Genomic DNA, 20,575 nt, shown 5'->3' with positions numbered 1-20,575 from the left:
AGCGCTTCTCATTCGCCCTCGCTTCGCGAGTCCATCTGCCGCCACAAGCGGAGAAGGTAACGCCTGCGTCGGCGTTGTGGGGACATGTCCGCACTGTCTGCTTGCACAATCAGGCATGGCCATACCTTTACGGCGCCTGCACCTCCATCATGCCGGTGGCGGTGCGGGCGGAGTATTGCGGGCGGTACATGTCTTCGACGCTTGCCGCCGGATGGGCATAGACGCCGGGTGTCACGGCGCGCACCACATAGGCCAGCGTCACCTCGCCCTCGCTGCTGCCGCCGGGATCGAAGGCAGCGACGAAACGGTCGTCGCGGAATTCGAGATGCGCGGCATTGGTCTGCGGCAGCCAGCCGAAGTTGGAAAGCTGGGCGCTGGAGACGAGGCCCGGATTGTCGATCTCGAAGCCGGCCGGCAGAAGATCGGTGACGAGCATGCGGGTCGGCCAGTCGTTCAGGTTCCGCACCCTGATGACCGCCACGTAGCGCTCGTTCTGCCGGGCTTCCGTCACATTCGCTTCCTCGCCGTCGAGCGTATAATAGGTGCGCCCGATCTCGAAGCCGTCGCCGCCGGCCGGCAGCGGCTGGGCGGGTGCTGCGACCGTGGTGACCACGGCGTCGATGGCGTCCTTGCCCGCATTGGCGATGGTGAGCGGGTTCTGAACGAGGTCGGCGCCGTCGATCTCGCGGGCGAAGGCACCCTCATGGGCAGAGCCGTCCACGGTCAGCGAGATGGCGTCGTTGCTTTCCTTCAGGCCGCGCGCGGCCAGCAGCATCCACGCATTGTCCTGCGTGCTGGTCCATCTGGAAGATGCACGCTCGCGGTTCACCAGCCTGACCAGTTCCGGCACCACCGAAGGTGCGGGCTTGCTGTCGGCGGCCAGCGCCAGCATGGCAGCCGCATCGCGCAGCGGCGAGGCATAGTCGGCGCGGTACTGGTTGAAGGCGGCGGTGTTGCGGGCAAGCTGGAATGCCGCCTGGAACGTGGCCTCCGAGCGCTGCGCATCGCCATAAAGGGCAAGTGCTGCGCCAAGCTGGGCGACTGCCAGCGGGCTGGAGAAGGCTTCCAGCTTGGTGTCGGCATAGTAACGCAGATCGCCGACGGAGGCCTTCTTGTTGCGGGCCAGAACATAGAGCGCGTAGGCCATCTCGCTGCCGCGATCCTGCACGTCCTGATCGTAGCCGAGGCTGTTCTGCAGGTTGGAAAGAGCGCGGGTAACGGCGCGCTCGGGCACGTCATAGCCTTGCTCGCGCGCCCGGGTCAGGAAGTCCGTGGCGTAGGAATCGAGCCACAGATCGCCCGAGCCTGGCCCCCACAGGCCGAAGCCGCCGGTGGAGGACTGGTGCGCGATGACGCGGTAGATCGCCTGCTGCACGCGCTCGTGCAACCCATCGTCGACGGGAATGCCGAAGCCCTGCGACAGGTCGCTGACATAGAGCAGCGGCAGCGCGCGGCTGGTGGTCTGCTCGGTACAGCCATACGGATAGCGATCGAGCGCCAGAAGCAGGGACGGCACGTCGAGGGCAGCCGTGCGCGAGACGCCGACGCTGACCGACGCGCCGGGCAGGAGGCTTGCCGACAGCAGTTCCTGATCGATGCGCAGCGACGCGCCGGGCTTCAGGTCGACGACCATGCGGGTGGTGACCGGAAGCTGTGCCGGGCGCACCGGCAGGTAAAGCACCTGCTCGGCAGCGGTGCCATCGGCATGGGCGAGGCGCACGGTCAACGAGGCATCGCCCGGTTCGACCGCCATAAGGGGCACCTCGAAGCCGCGCCGCTCGCCCGCGCCGAGCGTCACGCTGGCCGGCACGCCGTCGTCGCCGATGGCGATGCCGCCGGTGCTGTCGATGGTAACCGCATAGTCGCCGGCCGGGCCATCCGTGTTGGCGACGTCGAGGCGCAGGGTGGAGGCGTCGCCGGGAGCGAGGAAGCGGGGCAGGCCGGCGGTGATGACGACGGGATCGCGAACGATCACGTCTTTTTCCGCATTGCCGACCGCCGATTTCGTCCAGGCGACAGCCATGACGCGCACCGTGCCGTTGAACTGCGGCACGTCGAACGCCACGCCGGCCTTGCCGTCATCACCGACTTCCACGATGCCGGAGAACAAGGCGACCAGCTTTTCCTTCGGCGGATTGCCCTGCGATTGCAGGGCGGCACCATCGCCGCCGGTGCGCAGCCTGCCGGCAGCACCCAGCGAACCATCGATGAGGCGGCCGTAGAGGTCGCGCAGCTCAAGGCCCATCATGCGCTGGCCGAAGAACCACTCTCCGGGATCGGGTGCCTTGTAACTGGTGAGGTTGAGGATACCGACATCGACGGCGGCGACCGTGACATAGGCTTTTTCGCCGGCAGCCATGCCGGAGACTTCGACCGGAATGGTCAGCGGCTGGCGCGGTTCGGTCTTTTCAGGCGGCGCAAGGGCGATCGCCAGCTTGCGTGCCGCCGGGTCGACCTTCAGCCATTTGACGCCGATGGCGCGGGCGGGCATGCGCGTTTCCTGCGCGTCGCCCGGACGGAAAAGGGTGGCGGTGACGTAAGCACCCGCACCCCAGTCTTCGCCGACCGGAATGTCGACCGTACCGCCGCCCGCCGGAACCGAGGCGGAAACGACCTTGAGCAGCCTGTCGGCACCCACGGCGACCAGAAGCTCGCCGGCGAATTGCGGCGAGACCTGAAGCTTCGCCACTTCGCCCGGCGTATAAGTGTCCTTGTCGAGCGCGATTTCGAGCCCGTCCGGGGTTTCGGTGGACGAGGCCTCGACATACCAGCCGGCGTCGAATTCATGGCTGGAGGCAGGGCCGTCCGCATCGGGGCTCTCGACCTCAAGGCGGTAGCGCCCCCAGTCGACCGGCATGGAAACGGAGGCGGTGTCATTTTCGCCGATGTCCACGCTGCCGGTGGCGATGGCGCGGGTGAAGGTCACCGGCTCGTAGTTCCACGAGCCGCCATTGCGATACCACTGATAGTTCCGCTCGACCCTGACCAGCGACCATTTCGCGCCCTGAAGGCTGGTGCGTGCGCCTTGCGAATCGACGGCGATGAGGCTGAATTTCGCCACGCCGCCCTGTGGCACTTCCGTGAATTCGGGGCGGATGCCGATCATGTCGCCCTGAGGGCGCACATCCAGATCGAGCGGGCGCTCGACGGCGCGGCCGCCGGTTTCGCGCATGCGCACGGTGACCCTGGCCTTCACCAGCCGCGTGGTGGAGGGAAGCTGGTCGATGGCGAGCGGGAAAGTTGCCTTGCCGTCCGCGCCGAGCAGCGGAAGATCGGTCAGCGGCGCAACGGAGGGCTCGCCAGCCTCTTCGTCGGCGAGGCCGAAGGAGAAGCCCCTGAAGCGATCCCACTGGCGGGTCAGCGAAAGCGTGCGCTCGCCCTCTATGGCAAGGCCTGCGGCGGGGGCACCGTAAAGGAAGCGGCCATCGACGGTGAGGTTCGCCGTTTCGCCGGGAGCGATCTCCTTCTTGTCCGCAGTGAGGTCGAACTCGATGCGGTCAGGAACGAAATCCTCGACCAGAAACATCTGGCTGGCGATGGCAGGCTTTTTGGGGTCGGTGTGGATGGCGACCGACCATGTGCCGCGCATGGCGTTAGGTTCGAGCGGCAGTTCGAGCGCGTGGCCGCCGGCGGCAGCCCCCTCGGAGACGATGCGGCGGTCCTCGACGCCGTCGGGGCGCGAGAAGATGAAGGTGAGCGGCAGTTTTTCGACCGCGTCGGCACTGCCGTCGCGGGCAAGGGCGGCGACGTGCACGGTCTCGCCGGCACGGTAGATGCCGCGCTCGGTCCACGCGAAGATGTCCAGCGCGCCGGGCGCGGCGCGGCCGCCCACGCCACGGTCCGAAAGGTCGAATCCGGCGCGGCCCATGTCGAGGAAGACGAAATCGCTGTCGCCGTTCTTCGCGGTCAGAACCGCAGGCACCAGACCGCCTTCGCCACGGGTGAGGCCGGGATTGAAGATGGCGCGGCCCTCGTCATTGGTGACGGCGGTGCCAAGCACCTCGTTGTTGCGGGCAAGCAGGGTCAGCTCCGCGCCGGTGACGGGCTTCGCGCTGGCCAGCGAACGGGCGAAAACGGTGAGGCCGTCCTCGCCGGTATAGGTGGTGAGGCCGATGTCGGAGACCACGAACCATTGCGTGGCGCGCGAGTTCCAGCTGTCGCTCTGGTCATCGAGCGGCTGGGCGGTCAGCACATAGACGCCGGGCTTGCGCTGCGGGATCGCTTCATCGACGGGGAAGGAAGTGGTGACTTCCTTGTTGAGGTCACCGGCGATTTCGAGCTGGCCTTCCCACACCGGCTCGCCCATCTGATCGGCGATGCCGGAAATGTCATAGCCGTCGAGCTGGCGCAGGAACTGGTAGCCGGACAGCAATTGCGCCAGCGCCCGGTCGCCGATGCGGTAGAGCTTCATGTCCGCCGCATCCATGTTGACGGTGACGACCGGAATGCCGCGCCGCGCACCGGCCGGCAGGACGAAAGAATCGCCGGTGAAGCGGGCCGAAGCGGCGCGATCCTGCACATAGATGGACAGGGTGACGGGCGCGGTCAGCACCTCGCCGATGGCGGCCGGCAGGCCGGCGCGGAAGGTGACTTCGTAGGACTGGCCGTGCGAAAGCCCCTCCACGCAGATCTGGCGCTCTTTGGCCTCGATACCGGCCGGGGCGGATCCGTTGACGCGCACGAACTGCGTGTAGTCGACATCGGTGCGCACCAGATCCTCGGAGAACTGCGCGCAGATCCGCGGCGCTATCGTATCGGCATCAATGGAATGATCGACGATGCGAAAACCCTTGCGGGCCTTCAGATCCTCATAAGTGCCGCGCACCGAAGCCGAATTGACGAGCGCGAGGCTCGCTTCATAGGCCTGCAAGGCGGGACGGTAGAGCTCGCGCCCATCGAGCGCGGAGCCGAGACTGGCCAGCGCGTCGGCGCGGATCGCGGTGGTGCGCGACAGGTCATAGGCATTGAGGGCGGCCGAAGTGGCGTTGGTGCGCAGCGTGGAGGTGTCGCCACTGTCGTGCGGGCTGACGGCGAGATTGGCACGGGCGAGTTCAAGCCAAAGCTTGCCCTCCTGAGGCAGGGCGGACAGAGCCGCTTCATACTTCTGAACGGCGCCGCGCTGGTCGCCTCTTTGTGCGGCGGCTGCGGCATCCTCGACCAGCGCGCCCAATCCCTCTTCAGGCCTTTGGGCGTGCGGGCCGGTCAGGTTTTTACGATACTGCTCGGCCTGAGACCTGATCCAGTCGGGCACATAGGTGAGTGCGGGCGGCGCGCCGATATCGACATCGCCATCGATGATGACAACCTTGCCGGCGGTGGCGCCCGCGAAGGGCTTCATCTGGTTGAAGTCGGACTTCAGGAAGCACCACTTCGCCTTGTTGTTGTAGGTGAAGGCGCGGCAGGCCGAATCGCCGAGGCAGGCGGACGAGCACTCATCGAGGCTCACATTCTGCTCGGAGCGCAGGTCGAAGCCGAAGAAATCCGCGTTTTCAGTGGTCACGATCCGGCGCGCATCCTGCGCGTGGGACAGTCCTGTCATCGTCAGAAATGCGAAAGCAATTGCGGCAAGGGCCCGTGACGCGCGCATGATCGTGATGCCTCTTTGAGTTTGCGGCCAGATTTCGGCTATCGGCATGGCTTGTCAATGTCGCCGCCGCGCCACACGCGGCGTAACGGTTTCATTTCACAGCATTCGTCGTTATTCAGCCCGAATGTCGTGTTCACGCATTCTTGCCTGAACAGCGAAGGATTTGATTTTCAACCTTGTGCTCTTCTGGCACAAGCGGACGCAACGTAATTCATCAAATGTCCGGAATTTCAGTCGAATTTTAACTTTGTTCGTTAAGTTGAGGGAATGCGGCACGAAACGAGGCAGAAACCGAACGAAGCAGCGGCAGGCATTTCCCTGCCGCGCGCGCTGTTGTTCGCGCTGCTTGCAACGTCGGCGCTGACGGTTTCACCTCAGCCGGCCGCTGCATTCGAGCTGTTCGGCATCAGGCTGTGGGGCTCCGCCGCCAATGACGAGGACAGCGACATCGTCGATCCGATGAATTATTCGGTCACGATCAATGTGCCCGACGACCATGACGATCTGAAAAAGAAGCTGGAAGCCGCCTCGACGCTGAAGACGGACGAGGACAGGCCGGTTTCCGGCTCGCTCGGCCTGATGTCGAAGGCGCGCGGCGATCGCGAGCAGCTTGTCGCGGCTCTTTATGCGGACGCGCGCTATGAGGGCGTGGTCAATGTGTCGATCGATGGCCGCTCCATCGACGATCTGCCGCCCGATGCCGAGTTCCGGGGCCCGCAGCCGGTTCCCGTGGTGATCGAGGTAACGCCGGGGCCGAAATTCACCCTTGGCGACATTCGCCTGACCGGCGATGCCGCCGGGCTGACGGGCGCGGACTTCGGGCTGATTTCCGGTGGCGATGCGGGATCGGGCGCGATTCTGAAGGCCGAGGCGCTGATCGTGCGGGCGCTGAAGGAAGAGGGCCGCCCTCTGGCCGAGATCACCGACCGCGAGATCGTGGCCGATCACAACACGACGACGCTGGACGTCACCCTTGCGGTGAAGGCCGGGCCGGTGGCCGGCTATGGCGAGACCACGGTCGAAGGCACCGAGCGGATGGACCCAGAGTTCACCCGCTACATGGCGGGGCTGAAGCGCGGCGAGCGCTATTCGCCCAAGGACATCGACGACGCGCGTGAACGGCTTCTGGGGATGGAGGTCTTCAACAGCGTGACGCTGCGCGAGGCCGACCAGCTCGACGGTGAGGGCAACATCCCGGTCGACATCAACGTCACCGAGCGCAAGACGCGCTATCTGGGCATCGGCGGCACCGTCTCCAATACCGAAGGCGTCGGTCTTGAAGGCTACTGGGGCCACCGCAACTTGTTCGGGCGGGCCGAGAAGCTGCGCATCGACGGTTCGGTCAGCGGCATCGGCTCCAACGACATTTCGAAGCTCAACTACAATGCCGGCGTGATGTTCGAAAAGCCGGGCGTGATCGGGCCGGCATCGAAATTCTTCGCCAATCTGAAGACGGTGTACGAACACCCCGACGCTTATGACCGTTTCTCGGTCAAGGGTGCTGCGGGCGTTTCCTATCAGATCGACAAGAAGCGCAGCGCTTCGGCCGAGTTTTCGCTCGACTATTCGAAGATCACCGACAGCTACGGCAAGAACGACTACCTGATCGCCTCGGTGCCGTTGCAATATGTCTATGACAACCGCAACGACAGGCTCAATCCGACCAGCGGCTTCCGGGTGCTGGCCTATGCGGAGCCGAGCTACGACCTGCTCAACAGCAAGGCTTTCATCAAGCTGCGCGGCGAGGGCTCGGCTTACTATGCGCCGCTGGAAAGCAATCGCTTCGTGCTGGCCGGCCGCGTGGCCGCTGGGTCGATCCTCGGCGCCGGCGTGAGCCATGTTCCGGCGGACAGGCGCTTCTATGCCGGCGGCGGCGGATCGGTACGCGGCTATTCCTATCAGGGAATCGGGCCGAAGGATGCCAATGGCAAGCCGACGGGCGGCCTTTCCTGGTTCGAAACCTCGGCGGAACTGCGCATCAACGTCACCGACACGATCGGCATCGTGCCCTTCGTCGATGCCGGCACGGTGTCCAACAAGCAGTTCCCCGAATTTTCCGATATGAAGGTGGGCGCGGGCATCGGCCTGCGCTATCTGACACCTTTCGGGCCTCTGAGGGTGGATGCGGCGATACCGCTCAACCGCGAGTCGGGCGACCCTCGCTATGGTATCTATGCGGGAATCGGGCAGTCATTCTGACCCGGCAGGACGGCAGGCAAGAAGCATGAAGATTGCAAAGCGGATCTTGCGCATCGTGTTCTATGCGGTGCTTGTCGCCGTAGCCGGCCTTGCGGGTGCGGCCGTTGTGCTGACGACCACCGAGCGCGGCCGCGAGAATCTGGCCGGCCTGATCTCGGACATGGCTTCTTCCGACGACATGAAGGTCGCCATTCGCGGCATCGACGGCATCTGGTCGGGCAACCTGCGTGTCGTTCACGTGGTGCTGGAAGATCGCGAAGGGCCGTGGCTGGTGCTGCGCGAGGTGGCGGTGGACTGGTCGCCGCTGGCGCTGCTTTCGCGCACCTTCCTTGCCGACAGGGTGGCGGTCGGGCGCATCGAGGCGGCGCGTACGCCGGTTTCCAGCTCCGACGAAAAACCGCGCACAAGCAGCGGGTTCTCTTTGCCGGTTTCGGTGGATATCCGCGCCATCGACCTGCCTCAGGTGGCGCTTGGAGAAGCGCTTGCCGGTGCGGGCATTGCGGAACTCGCGGCGCAAGGCCATGTGCGCGCGGAGCGCTCGCCGCTGGCGGTGGAGGCGGACCTTTCCGTGGAGCGGCGTGACGGTCATGAAGGTTCCGTCTCGGCGCTGGTGCATTTCCTGCCCGGCGACAACCGGCTCGATCTGAACGTTCAGGCTGCCGAGCCTGCCGGCGGCATCATCGCCAATCTTCTGCAGCTGCCGGATGCTCCGCCGGTTAATATCGTGATTTCGGGGAACGGCCCGCTTGCCAACTGGACGGGACGCGGCACTTTCCATGCCGGTGGCGAACTGATCACCCAGATTTCCGGCCAGCACGCATTCATCGACGGCGGCAGCCGCGTCGAGCTGCGCGGCGATGGCGATTTCGCCCGTTTCGTCCCGGCCCGCTTCAAATCCCTGCTCGCCGGCCAGACCCGTTTCGAGATCGCCGGCAGGTCGCAGACCGAGAACGGCATCACCATCGAAACGGCAACGGTCGACACTTCGGTGTTGCGCGGCGTGGCGCGGGGCAGCATCAATCCGGCAGGCGCGACCGATTTCTCGCTGGAGTTCACCTCCGCCGGGCCGACCGTGCCGCTGGGCCTCGGCAGCGAGGAAAGCCCGATCGACATCGAGCTGCAATCCGCTTCGCTGCGCGCCTTCGGCGAGGGCAGGGCGCCGATGGTCGATATTGAAACCCATCTGGCGAGCGTCGCCACACGCGACATGCGCGTCGACAACATCGCGCTGGCGCTGCATTCCGATGGTTTCGACATCGAAAATCGCAGCGGCCCGATCGCCGGCACGGCGAGTGCCGACAAGATCGGGTTCGACAATCCCACCATCGCCCCGCTGATTGCCGGTCGCATCACAGCGCTGGTGGAAGGCAATGTTACGAAAGATGATATCACCATCGGCAAGGGCGAGATCGCCAGCGATGCGCTGAAAGGCGGCTTCGACGGTAAAGTCTCGCTGGCCGACGGTGCAATCGAACTGAACGTGAAGGCGGATGCCGCATCGGCGGCGCTGCCCGCCGTTGCGCGCCCGGCGCTTGGCGAGCGCACGACGCTTTCGGTGGCGGTGCGCCGCGACAGCGATGGCAATGTGACGGCAGACCGGCTGGAGCTATTGTCCGGCCCGCTATCTGCTGAGGGCAGGGCGAGCCTCTCGGACGGCAACATCGCCGCCGAACTGAACGGCGCGCTGGCCGATATCGCGCCTTTCGCGAAGGAAGCCAGCGGCGCGATAGCGCTCGCCCTGAAAGCCAGCGGTTCGCTGGTCGCGCCCGACGTGGCGGCGACGATCAGCAGCAACAAGCTGGTTGTGGCCGATCGTGAAATCACTGGCCTGAAGCTGGATGCGACGGCGAAGGCCGACGCTGCCAACCCCGCCGCCGACGTGACGCTGTCGGGCAATGTCGCGGGCGAGGCGTTGCAGGGCAAGGCGACGCTGAAGAGCGAAGGCGGGCAAAGCCGCATCGACGGGCTGACGCTTTCGCTCGGCGCCAATCGTATCGCAGGTGATCTGGTGCTCGATGACGCGTTCCTGCCCGAGGGCCGGATCGGGTTCGAACTGCCGGATCTGGGACCGCTGGCCGCGCTGGCGCTGGAAAAGATCGAGGGCGCGCTCAATGGCAGCGTCGTGTTCTCGAAGCCGGAAGGCGTGCCGAAGGTGGCGGTGAAGGCCGTCACGTCCAGCCTGACGCGCGGCGACCTCAACGCCCGCAACGTCACGGTGGACGCGCAGGTTTCCAACTACGCTGAGGCTCCGGCGATTTCCGGTACCATAAAGGCCGACGGCGTGACCTCTGGCGGCACCGCCGTCACCGGTATCAACATCGACCTGAAACAGGAAGGCGACTGGACGGCCTTTTCGGGCGGCGCAACGGTGAAGGACATTCCCGCAAGCGCTGCGGGCCGGGTCCGGGTTGCCGACGGCACCACGACGCTGGAGCTGAAGTCCGGGCAGGCGACGTTCCAGGGTGTGCGCGCGGCGATCGCCGAGCCGTCCACCATCGTCGTCAAAGACGGTCGCACCGCGCTGGAGCGGCTTGTGATCGGCATCGGCAATGGGCGCATTACCGTTTCGGGTGCAGTTGCGGACGCGCTCGACATAAAGGCCGATCTCGCCTCCGTGCCGGTTTCTGTGGCCAACAATTTCGCGGCCGGGCTCGATGCTGCGGGCAGCATTTCGGGCACGGTGAATGTGACTGGCCCGACCTCCGCGCCGGTGGTGAAATACGATCTGAAAGCCAGCGGTCTCGAAGCGGCACAGACCCGCTCTGCCGGTCTCGGCGGTATCGGCATCGATTCATCCGGCACCTTCGCCAACAACCGGCTCGACTTCACCTCGACGATCTCAGAAGGCTCGGGCATGCGGGTGCAGGGAGGCGGCGCGGTGACCACGCAGGGCACGCCGAACCTGTCGCTCGAGTTCAACGGTAACGTGCCCTTCGCCATCGCCAACCGCATGCTGGCCGAAAACGGCATGTCGATGGAAGGAACGGCGGCGGTTGCCGTTAAGGTGAGCGGTCCGGCCAATGCTCCCGTCATCAGCGGCAACATCCGTTCCAATGGCGCGCGCTTCGTGGCGGCGCAGGCCGGGATCGCGGTCAACGACATCGCGCTCGACGTCGCCATGGGCAACGGCGTGGCGACCATCAACCGCTTCACGGGACGGCTGTCGTCGGGCGGCACGCTGACGGTCGGCGGCACGGTCGGCATCGACGTCAATTCCGGGTTCCCGGCCGACATCAGCATCCGGCTGGCCGATGGGCGCTATACGGACGGCCATATCGTCACCGCCAATCTCAGCGGCGATCTGGCGATCAAAGGCCAACTGACCGCATCGCCCATGCTTTCGGGCACGATCAATCTGGCGCGCACTGTGATCACCGTGCCGACCAAGCTGCCGACTTCGCTCTCGGAACTGAACGTGCAGCACCGGAATGCGCCGGCGGCCGTGCGCCAGCAGGACCGGGCGCTCAATCCGCCGAGCAGCGGCGACGGCGGACCGAAGAGCGGCATGAACCTCGATCTGACCGTCAACGCGCCCAACTCGATCTTCGTGCAGGGCAGGGGCGTCGATGCCGAGCTCGGCGGGCGAATCAGGCTGACGGGCGCGGCCACCTCTCCCGAGGCGGTGGGAAGCTTCGAGCTGAGGCGCGGCCGTCTTGAAATTCTCGGCAAGCGGCTGAACTTCACCGAAGGCACGCTGACCTTCTCCGGTTCGACGATCCCCTACATCAACTTCGTGGCTGAATCGACGGCTTCGGATGCAACGGTGACGATCACCGTGACCGGCGAAGCCACCAATCCGAAATTCGTCTTCGCCTCCGTGCCGGCGCTGCCGGAGGACGAGGTGCTGGCGCGCCTGATCTTCGGGCGTTCCATGTCGAACCTGTCGCCGTTGCAGATCGCCCAGCTTGCCGAGGCGGCAGCCCAGCTTGCCGGTGTCGGCGGTTCGACGTCGCTCCTGCAGAACCTGCGCAATGCCATCGGCGTCGACGATCTGGACGTCATCACCGACGATCAGGGCGGCACCTCGGTGCAGGCCGGCAAATATCTGAACGACCGCACCTATGTGACGATCCAGAAGGGCGAGAAGCCTGGCTCGGGCAAGGCGCGCATCGACCTCACCGTGGGGCGCGGTGTCAAGCTGCGCGGCGAGGCTTCCGATGCCGGCGAGGCCAAGGGCGGCATTTTCTACGAAAAGGAATATTAGGCCGCGCAAGCCTGCGCGTTACCTCGGGGCGTGGCTGGAGCGCGGATGCCGGGAGGTATGGCGCGCCGGCCGCGCAGCGCCGGACTGCCAAGCTATTGTCAATACGGCAGGGAGGCAGAGGAAAAACTGCGGGCCTTAAAGCGCGTCGCGACCTTACAGATTCGCTCCTTGCGCTTTAAGTCGTTGTTTTCACGCATGTCGTTTCCCCGAAACCGCTTCCCGCTTTCGGGCGACATGCTCTACAGGCGGCCGCAGCTCTGCATCTGCTGGGCGTAGCGGCGGGCCATGGCGTCGGTGTCGCGGGCATAGCTGCGGATGCCGGCATTGCTTTTGTAAGCACCGCGCTTGTAGCCGTTCCAGCCCGAGTAATAGGCGAGATAGAGATTGTAGGTGTCGTTGCGGGCGATGCCCAGCGTGCTGGCGCTTTTGGCATGATACCAGCCGACGAAATCGACGGCATCGGCGAAAGAGGTGCGCCGGGCCGCGAAATTTCCGGTCTCGCTGCGGTATTGCGCCCAGGTACCGTTCAGCGCCTGCGAATAGCCGGTGGCGGTGGATTGCCGTTTCCATGGAATGAAGCCGAGCAGCTTGGTGCGCGGTGGCTTTGCATTGGCCTTGAAACCGGATTCCTTGCGCACCGTCGCCATCAGCACCGGCACCGGTATGCCGTGCTTCGCTTCGGCCTTTTTCGCAGCCGAATGCCAGTTGTTGATCCAGCCGTCGCGCTGGTCGAAGACCGCGCAGACATTGTTGATCTGGCTGGGTGGCGTCGCGCAGGCCGAAAGGCCGAGCAACGCCACAACAGGTAAAACTCGACTAAAATTGTACGCAGACATGGCCCGAGCTTTACGCGCAAATGATAAAGGGAGTGTTGAGCGGATTTTAACCTTTGTGGCGGGACCGGGGCAGCTCCCATTCTGATTCCGAAGCCGGCTGCAAGCCCATGAAAACAAAGGCCGCTCCGTGACCGCGCGGAGCGGCGGAGCGGCCTGAAGCGTGTCGCGATCTTTCAGATCGCTCCTTACGCCTTGAGTGCCTGTTTTCACGCATGTCGTTGCCCCGAAACCGGTCTCACTTTCGGGCGAGATGTTTTCGCTTGTCAGCGGACCGGGGCAACGAGGCCGAAAAATGCGCCCTGCGGGTCGATGCAGTTGACGACCCACTGGCCGCCGGGAACTTCCTCCGGTCCGAATATCACCGTGCCGCCGCCATCGGTGACGCGCCTTGCGGCCGCATCGATGGCAGGCACGTTGAAATAGAACTGCCAGCAGGGCACCGGCATCTGTGGCGGGCGGTTCATCATGCCGCCGTTCTGTTCGCCATTGACGGCGAAAAGCTGGTAGGTGCCCATCTCGCCCATGTCTATGGCGTCATCCCTGGTCCAGCCGAACTGGCCGGAGTAGAATTCCAGCGCGCTTTCCCAGTCATCGGCATAAAGCTCGCGCCAGCCGATGTGACCGGGCGCGTCAAGCGGCGCCGGCGGCAGTTCCGGCCCATTCCCGTGCAGCAGCATGAAGACAGCACCTTGCGGATCGGCAACCACCGAAAAGCGGCCGACATCGGGAATGTCCGCCGGTTCGCGATGCACCGATCCGCCTGACGCCTTCACCGAGGCGGTGACGGCGTCAACGTCGTCGGCCTCGATATAGCCCATCCAAGCCGGCGGCATGCCGCTGTCGCGGATTTCCTCGGGAAAGGCCATGAGGCCGCCGACACCGCGGTCTCCGGCCTTGACGACGAGATAGGGTGGAGCGCCGGGCGCATCGAAGGGTTCCGCCGTCCAGCCGACGACGCTGGTGTAGAACGCTTCGGCGGCTTCCAGGTCATTGGTCATCAATTCGTACCAGAAGAAGGATTTCGCGCGATCCGACATGAGATTTCTCCCTGTTTGGCGACCGTGTTGCACAGCCGCATCCATAGGACGGCCGATGCCGACCGTTTCCGACATGGTAAAACGATGCAGACGTTCCGTGGTTGCAGCAAGATGTATAAAAACATGACATAACAAATCATGTTTACTGTGCATTTTCAGTGGCTTCGATGAAAATAGACCAATTGATAAAAGTTCCGGATGTGCTAGCCTTTCCTCAAATACAAGAACAAGGGGCCTGAAGAACAGCAAGGGGAGTGTGGAATGGCGACTGGTCATTTCAAGGAAGGCATTGCCGGTGGCCGGCTACCGGCTGAGACCTATGCTGAGAACTTCGCCGATCTTCATCCTCCGCTCGATCATCATGAGGCGCTGGTCGAGGCCGACCGCTGTTATTTCTGCTACGATGCGCCCTGCATGCAGGCCTGCCCCACCAGCATCGACATTCCGCTGTTCATCCGCCAGATCGCCACGGGCAATGCCGTGGGCGCCGCAAAGACGATCTTCGACCAGAACATTCTGGGCGGCATGTGCGCGCGGGTCTGCCCGACCGAGACGCTGTGCGAGGAAGCCTGCGTGCGCGAGGCGGCAGAGGGCAAGCCGGTGCAGATCGGCCGGCTACAACGCTACGCCACCGATGAGGCGATGGAGGAAAGGCGGCAATTCTACCATCGCCCCGAACACGGCAGCGGCAAAAGGGTTGCGGTGGTGGGAGCGGGGCCGGCCGGGCTCGCCTGCGCACACCGGTTGGCCATGCACGGCCATGAGGTGAACATCTATGAAGTGCGGCCGAAGGCCGGCGGGCTCAACGAATATGGCATCGCCGCCTACAAGAGCACCGACGATTTCGCGCAGGCCGAGGTCGATTACGTGACCGCCATCGGCGGCATCGACATCAAGAACGGCATGGCGCTTGGCCGCGACGTCGAGCTTGCCGACCTTGCCGGAAGCCATGATGCGGTTTTCCTCGGCATGGGGCTTGGCGGCATCAATGCGCTAAGGGCCGAGGGCGAGGATGCGGCGGGGGTCGAGAACGCCGTCGATTTCATCTCCATCCTGCGCCAGACCTCCGATCTTGCGGCCCTCCCTGTCGGGCGACGCGTCATCGTCATCGGCGGCGGCATGACGGCCATCGACGCCGCCATCCAGTCGAAGCTGCTCGGCGCGGAGGAGGTGACGATCTGCTACCGGCGCGGCAAGGTCGACATGAACGCCTCGCTCTACGAGCAGGACCTCGCCGCCGCCAACGGCGTGATCATCCGCCACTGGCTCCAGCCGCGCCGCGTGATTGCGCACAATGGCAGGGTCACGGCGCTGGAACTCGAATACACCACCATGGATGGCGACCGGCTGGTCGGCACGGGCGAGTTACTCACCCTGCCGGTGGACCAGATCTTCAAGGCGATCGGCCAGACCTTTGCGGCCGACAGTCTCAACGGCTCGGGCAAGACCATCGAGCTGGAGAATGGCCGCATCCGGGTTGACGGCGAAGGTCGCACCACCATGGCGAAGGTGTGGGCCGGCGGCGACTGCATCCATGGCGGCGACGACCTGACGGTGACCTCGGTGGCGCAGGGAAGGGATGCCGCGGAAAGCATCCACCGCGCCCTCAGCGCGAACGGGAGGGCATGACCATGGCAGATCTGCGCAGCGATTTCGTCGGCATCAGGTCGCCCAATCCGTTCTGGCTGGCCTCGGCGCCGCCGACCGACAAGGCCTATAATGTCGAGCGCGCCTTCAGGGCGGGCTGGGGCGGGGTTGTGTGGAAGACGCTGGGCTCGGAAGGGCCGCCGGTCGTCAACGTCAACGGCCCGCGCTACGGGGCGATCTGGGGCGCCGACCGGCGCCTGCTCGGCCTCAACAACATCGAGCTGATCACCGACCGCGACCTGCAGACCAACCTGCGCGAGATGAAGCAGGTGAAGATGAACTGGCCGGACCGGGCGCTGATCGCCTCCATCATGGTGCCCTGCGTGGAGGAGGAGTGGAAGGCGATCCTGCCGCTGGTCGAGGAGACCGGGGCGGACGGCATCGAGCTGAATTTCGGCTGCCCGCACGGCATGAGCGAGCGCGGCATGGGGGCCGCAGTCGGGCAGGTGCCGGAATATATCGGGATGGTGGTGCGCTGGTGCAAGCAATATACGCGCATGCCCGTCATCACCAAGCTGACGCCGAACATCACCGACATCCGCAAGCCGGCGCGGGCGGCGAAGGCCGGCGGCACCGATGCGGTGTCGCTGATCAACACCATCAACTCCATCACCTCGGTCAATCTCGACACTTTTTCGCCGGAACCGTCGATCGACGGCCGGGGCAGCCATGGCGGCTATTGCGGGCCGGCGGTGAAGCCGATCGCGCTCAACATGGTGGCCGAGATCGCGCGCGACGCGGAAACGGCCGGCCTGCCGATCTCCGGCATCGGCGGCGTGACCACATGGCGCGACGCGGCCGAGTTCCTGGCGCTGGGGGCCGGCAATGTGCAGGTGTGTACGGCGGCCATGACCTACGGCTTCAGGATCGTGCAGGAAATGATCGCCGGCCTCGGGAACTGGATGGACGAGAAGGGGCATCGTTGCCTCGACGACATCATCGGCCGCGCCACCCCCAACGTTACCGACTGGCAGTATCTGAACCTCAATTATGTCGCCAAGGCGCATATCGATCAGGAGCTTTGCATCAAATGCGGGCGCTGCCATATCGCCTGCGAGGACACCTCGCATCAGGCGATCACGGCAATGGTCGACGGTGTGCGTCATTTCGAGGTGATGGAGGACGAGTGCGTCGGCTGCAATCTGTGCGTCAATGTCTGCCCTGTCGAAGGCTGCATCACCATGCAGCCGCTGCCGGCCGGCGAGATCGACGAGCGCACCGGCCAGCCGGTTTCGCCCGTCTATGCCAACTGGACCACGCACCCGAACAATCCGATGGCGCGCACGGCGGCCGAATAGATCCTCCCGGGCCGGGCGGGGTCGCCGCGTGGGGTAGCGGCCCCGCCTGCGCTTGGCGGGCGGCGGATAAATTGCCTGAAATCGCGATCCCCGTTGCAGGAGGTGTCAGCAGAGACGCCTGCATTCCTTTCGCCTAATTGTGGATATAATTTATCCATGATAATCCTTGTCCATGAAATGGGATGTGATTGAATGAAACTCAGCGAGGGCGTCGAGGCGGCCATTCACTGCGCGGCGTCGCTGGCCGGGCTTGAGGAGGGGGCGACGATCCCCGGATCGGCGCTGGCCGCGCAGTTCGGCCTGTCGCCAAGCTACCTGCTCAAGCACCTGCAGGCGCTGGCCGGGGCCGGCATTCTGGAATCCGTGCCGGGGCCTGCCGGCGGCTACCGGCTGGCGCGGGCGGCGGAGCGCATTTCCCTGCTCGATATCGTGGTGGCGGTGGAGGGGCCGCAGCCGGCGTTCCGATGCGGCGAGATCCGCCGGAACGGCCCGGTGAAGCTGCCGGACGCCGCTTATGTGAAGCCCTGCGGCATCAAGGTTGCGATGCTGCGCGCGGAAAAAGCCTGGCGGATGGCGCTTGCCGCCGAGAAGCTCTCCACCATCGTGGCGGACTTCAGGAAGGACGCCGATCCGCGTTCGGTCGCTGCCGCCTGCGCCTTTGTGGCACAGCACGGGCGGCCCCAGAAGACTTCTTAGAAGCCTGATTCCGGTACATGACAGAAAGGATGAAGAGATGAAACAGAGAATGGATTTTTTCACCACCGCCCCTGCGATCATGAAACAGGTGCTGAAGCTCAATCAGGCCGTCGAGGAGTCCGGTCTCGAGCACGCGCTGCTGCATCTGGTCAAGCTCAGGGCCTCGCAGATCAATGGCTGCTCCTTCTGCGTCGATATGCACAGCCGTGAGGCGATGCGCGACGGCGAGAGCCAGCAGCGCGTGTTTCTGGTTTCCGCATGGAAGGAATCGCCGCTCTATTCCGAGCGCGAACGGGCTGCCTTCGCCTACACCGAAGCGGTGACGCTGATCGCGGGGCAGGGTGTTCCGCAGGCCCTTTACGAGGCGACCCTGAAGCATTTTTCGGAAGAGGAACTGGTCAAGCTGACGGTTGCCATCGGCATGATCAATGTCTGGAACCGCCTGTGCGTGTCGTTCCATGCGCTGCATCCGGCAGAAGAGGCAATGGCTGCCTGATGCAGGCACCGCGCATCTTTCCTACCCATGTGGCGGAGGGCTGCAATCTCTTGCCGGCCGATAGGTCCGGCGGCTTCCTCAAACCCTGAGGCAGCCCAGAAAAAGCTGTTCGAGGAAGCGTGCGGCATCCTCGAACCGGCCTTCGCCGTCGCGGTCCGGACCCAGCACGGCGCGCACCTGCACATCGAAATCGGCATAGTGCTGGGTGGTCGCCCAGATGGCGAAGATGAGGTGGTAGGGGTCGGCTCTGGCGATTTTTCCGGCCCGCATCCAGTTCTCGATGATGCGGGCCTTTTCATCGACCAGATCCTTCAGCTCGCCTTCCAGCATCTCCCTGATGCGCGGCGCGCCCTGAAGAATCTCATTGGCGAACAGGCGGCTTTCACGGGGAAAATCGCGCGCCATTTCGAGCTTGCGGCGAATGTAGCTCCTGATCTCGGTGATGGGATCGTCGGCGTCGTCGAACTCCAGAAGCGGAGCAAGCCAGGTGTGGAGCAAACGCTCCATCAGTGTGGCATGAATGTCTTCCTTGTTGCGGAAATAATAGAGAAGATTGGGCTTCGACATCCCCGCCGAATCCGCGACCTGATCGATGGTGGCACCCCGGAAGCCGTGGGCTGAAAACACATCGAGCGCCGCCTCAAGTATGATTTCGCGCTTTTCCTGCTGGATGCGCGTGAGTGGCCTTGCGGTGGATGCCATGAACACTCGGTCCTTCCGGCTCAACATAATCTGGACCAATTCTCTGGACCAGTTGTTCACGGTCCCTTGGATCGGGCGGATCGTAGAACTTTTCGGTTAGTAATCGCTTGACCGCTCATACAGCGGTGCTAACGTTTGTCCAATCGGTCAAAAAATTGACTAGCACAAATTGGCTTGAGGGACCAAGCGTTGGCCGCGAGACATCAACCATCAGGAGGCTTGGTCATGTCCAACAGGCTTAAAGTAGCGCCTAACGATCTTTCCGCATTCTGGATGCCGTTCACGGCAAACAGGCAGTTCAAGCAGGCGCCGCGCATGCTCGTGGGCGCCAAGGATATGCATTACATCGCCGCCGACGGCCGCAAGATCATGGACGGCACCGCCGGCCTGTGGTGCGTGAACGCCGGCCACTGCCGCCCGAAGATCACCGAGGCGATCCAGCACCAGGCGGCCGAACTCGATTATGCGCCGGCCTTTCAGATGGGCCATCCCATCGTGTTTGAGCTGGCGAACCGGCTGGTCGATATCGCTCCGAAGGGCATGGAGCATGTGTTCTTCACCAATTCGGGTTCGGAATCCGCCGATACGGCGCTGAAGATGGCCATTGCCTATCACCGCGCCCGCGGCGAGGGCTCCCGCACCCGCCTGATCGGCCGCGAGCGCGGCTATCACGGCGTCAATTTTGGCGGCATATCGGTGGGCGGCATCGTCTCCAACCGCAAGATGTTCGGCTCGCTGCTGACCGGCGTCGATCATCTGCCGCACACCCATCTGCCCGGCAAGAACACCTTCACCAAAGGTGAGCCCGAGCATGGCCTCGAACTGGCGGACGAGCTGGAGCGGATCGTCGCCCTGCACGACGCCTCGACCATCGCGGCCGTCATCGTGGAGCCGGTAGCGGGCTCGACCGGCGTGCTCATTCCGCCGAAAGGCTATCTCAAGCGCCTGCGCGATATCTGCACCAAGCACGGCATCCTGCTGATCTTCGATGAGGTCATCACCGGTTTCGGCCGTCTGGGAACGCCGTTTGCAGCCGACTATTTCGATGTCGTCCCCGACATCATCACCACGGCAAAGGGCATTTCCAACGGCGTGATCCCCATGGGCGCGGTGTTCGTGACCAGGGACGTGCACGATGCCTTCATGAACGGCCCCGAGCATGTGATCGAGTTCTTCCACGGTTACACCTATTCGGGCAACCCGATCGCCTCGGCGGCGGCGCTGGCAACGCTCGACACCTACAAGGAAGAGGGCCTGCTCACCCGCGGCGCGGAACTGGCGCCCTACTGGGAAGACGCGCTGCATTCGCTGAAGGACGAGCCGCATGTCATCGACATCCGCAATATCGGCCTTGTCGGCGCCATCGAACTGGAGCCGATCGCGGGTGCGCCGACCAAGCGTGCGTTCGATGCCTTCGTGAAAGCTTTCGAGCGCGGCGCGCTGATCCGCACCACCGGCGACATCATCGCGCTGTCGCCGCCGCTCATCATTTCCAGGGGCCAGATCGATGAACTCATCGATCATGTGCGTGAGGTGTTGAGAATGGTCGACTGACCGGCCACAATGAGAAAGGGTGAGGGGCAGCGCAGGGAGAAGTGCTGCCCCCGCCTTCAGGACAGTTCCAACAGAGACGGAAAGAATTCCACCGGAACTGCCAAGGATAACAAGAACGAGTGTTTCTGACCGCGATGGCGGCGGGAATGCGCGCAAAACAAGAGGGTATGGAATGGTCGCCTCCGGCGAGAACCTTCGCATTGATCCGGACCGTTTGTGGGATTCGCTGATGGAGATGGCGAAGGTTGGTCCCGGCATTGCGGGCGGCAACAACCGCCAGACGCTGACCGACGCCGACAATGAGGGCCGCCATCTGTTC

Annotated in this window: 11 protein-coding genes and 1 pseudogene; 8 read left to right on the top strand and 4 right to left on the bottom strand. The window is 64.2% G+C overall.

The window, feature by feature from the left end:
* Nucleotides 1-127 precede the first annotated feature (127 nt).
* On the bottom strand, nucleotides 128-5,587 hold the full coding sequence (locus AC5XE7_RS11055) for an alpha-2-macroglobulin family protein (RefSeq protein ID WP_495366063.1): 5,460 nt from the start codon (nucleotides 5,585-5,587) through the stop codon (nucleotides 128-130).
* A gap of 267 nt (nucleotides 5,588-5,854) precedes the next feature.
* Here AC5XE7_RS11055 and AC5XE7_RS11050 point away from each other — a divergent pair, with 267 nt between their 5' ends.
* Together AC5XE7_RS11050 and AC5XE7_RS11045 are read left to right on the top strand one after the other, a co-directional pair.
* On the top strand, nucleotides 5,855-7,786 hold the full coding sequence (locus AC5XE7_RS11050) for an autotransporter assembly complex protein TamA (protein WP_495366062.1): 1,932 nt from the start codon (nucleotides 5,855-5,857) through the stop codon (nucleotides 7,784-7,786).
* Between the two features lie 25 nt (nucleotides 7,787-7,811).
* Nucleotides 7,812-11,990 carry a translocation/assembly module TamB domain-containing protein gene (locus AC5XE7_RS11045; protein ID WP_495366061.1) on the top strand — a complete coding sequence of 1,393 codons (4,179 nt, stop codon included), beginning with the start codon at nucleotides 7,812-7,814 and terminating at the stop codon, nucleotides 11,988-11,990.
* Nucleotides 11,991-12,229: 239 nt separating this feature from the next.
* Here AC5XE7_RS11045 and AC5XE7_RS11040 read toward each other — a convergent pair whose 3' ends face one another.
* Together AC5XE7_RS11040 and AC5XE7_RS11035 are read right to left on the bottom strand one after the other, a co-directional pair.
* Nucleotides 12,230-12,826: a transglycosylase SLT domain-containing protein gene (locus tag AC5XE7_RS11040; protein ID WP_239799167.1), complete on the bottom strand. Its 597-nt coding sequence runs from the start codon at nucleotides 12,824-12,826 to the stop codon at nucleotides 12,230-12,232.
* 263 nt (nucleotides 12,827-13,089) lie between these two features.
* Complete coding sequence (locus AC5XE7_RS11035; RefSeq protein ID WP_495366060.1) at nucleotides 13,090-13,863, bottom strand: VOC family protein; 774 nt, start codon at nucleotides 13,861-13,863, stop codon at nucleotides 13,090-13,092.
* Nucleotides 13,864-14,124: 261 nt separating this feature from the next.
* Here AC5XE7_RS11035 and AC5XE7_RS11030 point away from each other — a divergent pair, with 261 nt between their 5' ends.
* From AC5XE7_RS11030 to AC5XE7_RS11015, 4 genes are all read left to right on the top strand, one after another.
* Entirely contained in the window at nucleotides 14,125-15,492 is a 1,368-nt protein-coding gene (locus tag AC5XE7_RS11030; RefSeq protein WP_495366059.1) for an NAD(P)-dependent oxidoreductase, read from the top strand.
* Between the two features lie 2 nt (nucleotides 15,493-15,494).
* Nucleotides 15,495-16,808 carry an NAD-dependent dihydropyrimidine dehydrogenase subunit PreA gene (gene preA, locus AC5XE7_RS11025; protein ID WP_495366058.1) on the top strand — a complete coding sequence of 438 codons (1,314 nt, stop codon included), beginning with the start codon at nucleotides 15,495-15,497 and terminating at the stop codon, nucleotides 16,806-16,808.
* A 192-nt stretch (nucleotides 16,809-17,000) separates the two neighbouring features.
* Complete coding sequence (locus AC5XE7_RS11020; RefSeq protein ID WP_183832477.1) at nucleotides 17,001-17,504, top strand: RrF2 family transcriptional regulator; 504 nt, start codon at nucleotides 17,001-17,003, stop codon at nucleotides 17,502-17,504.
* A gap of 37 nt (nucleotides 17,505-17,541) precedes the next feature.
* Complete coding sequence (locus AC5XE7_RS11015; RefSeq protein WP_495366057.1) at nucleotides 17,542-18,000, top strand: carboxymuconolactone decarboxylase family protein; 459 nt, start codon at nucleotides 17,542-17,544, stop codon at nucleotides 17,998-18,000.
* Between the two features lie 78 nt (nucleotides 18,001-18,078).
* On the opposite strand, the gene AC5XE7_RS11010 is transcribed toward AC5XE7_RS11015, so the two are convergent.
* Nucleotides 18,079-18,702, bottom strand: coding sequence for a TetR family transcriptional regulator C-terminal domain-containing protein (locus AC5XE7_RS11010; RefSeq protein WP_183832475.1), 624 nt, complete (start codon nucleotides 18,700-18,702; stop codon nucleotides 18,079-18,081).
* A 225-nt stretch (nucleotides 18,703-18,927) separates the two neighbouring features.
* Here AC5XE7_RS11010 and aptA point away from each other — a divergent pair, with 225 nt between their 5' ends.
* On the top strand, nucleotides 18,928-20,256 hold the full coding sequence (gene aptA / locus AC5XE7_RS11005; RefSeq protein ID WP_495366056.1) for an omega-aminotransferase AptA: 1,329 nt from the start codon (nucleotides 18,928-18,930) through the stop codon (nucleotides 20,254-20,256).
* 172 nt (nucleotides 20,257-20,428) lie between these two features.
* Nucleotides 20,429-20,575: pseudogene (locus tag AC5XE7_RS11000) on the top strand (Zn-dependent hydrolase); the annotation flags it as partial.

The sequence above is a fragment of the Aquamicrobium sp. YD-1-mutant5 genome (assembly GCF_059509755.1).
Note: the sequence above shows the minus strand (reverse complement) of the source record. Positions and strands in the feature narration are given on the sequence as shown.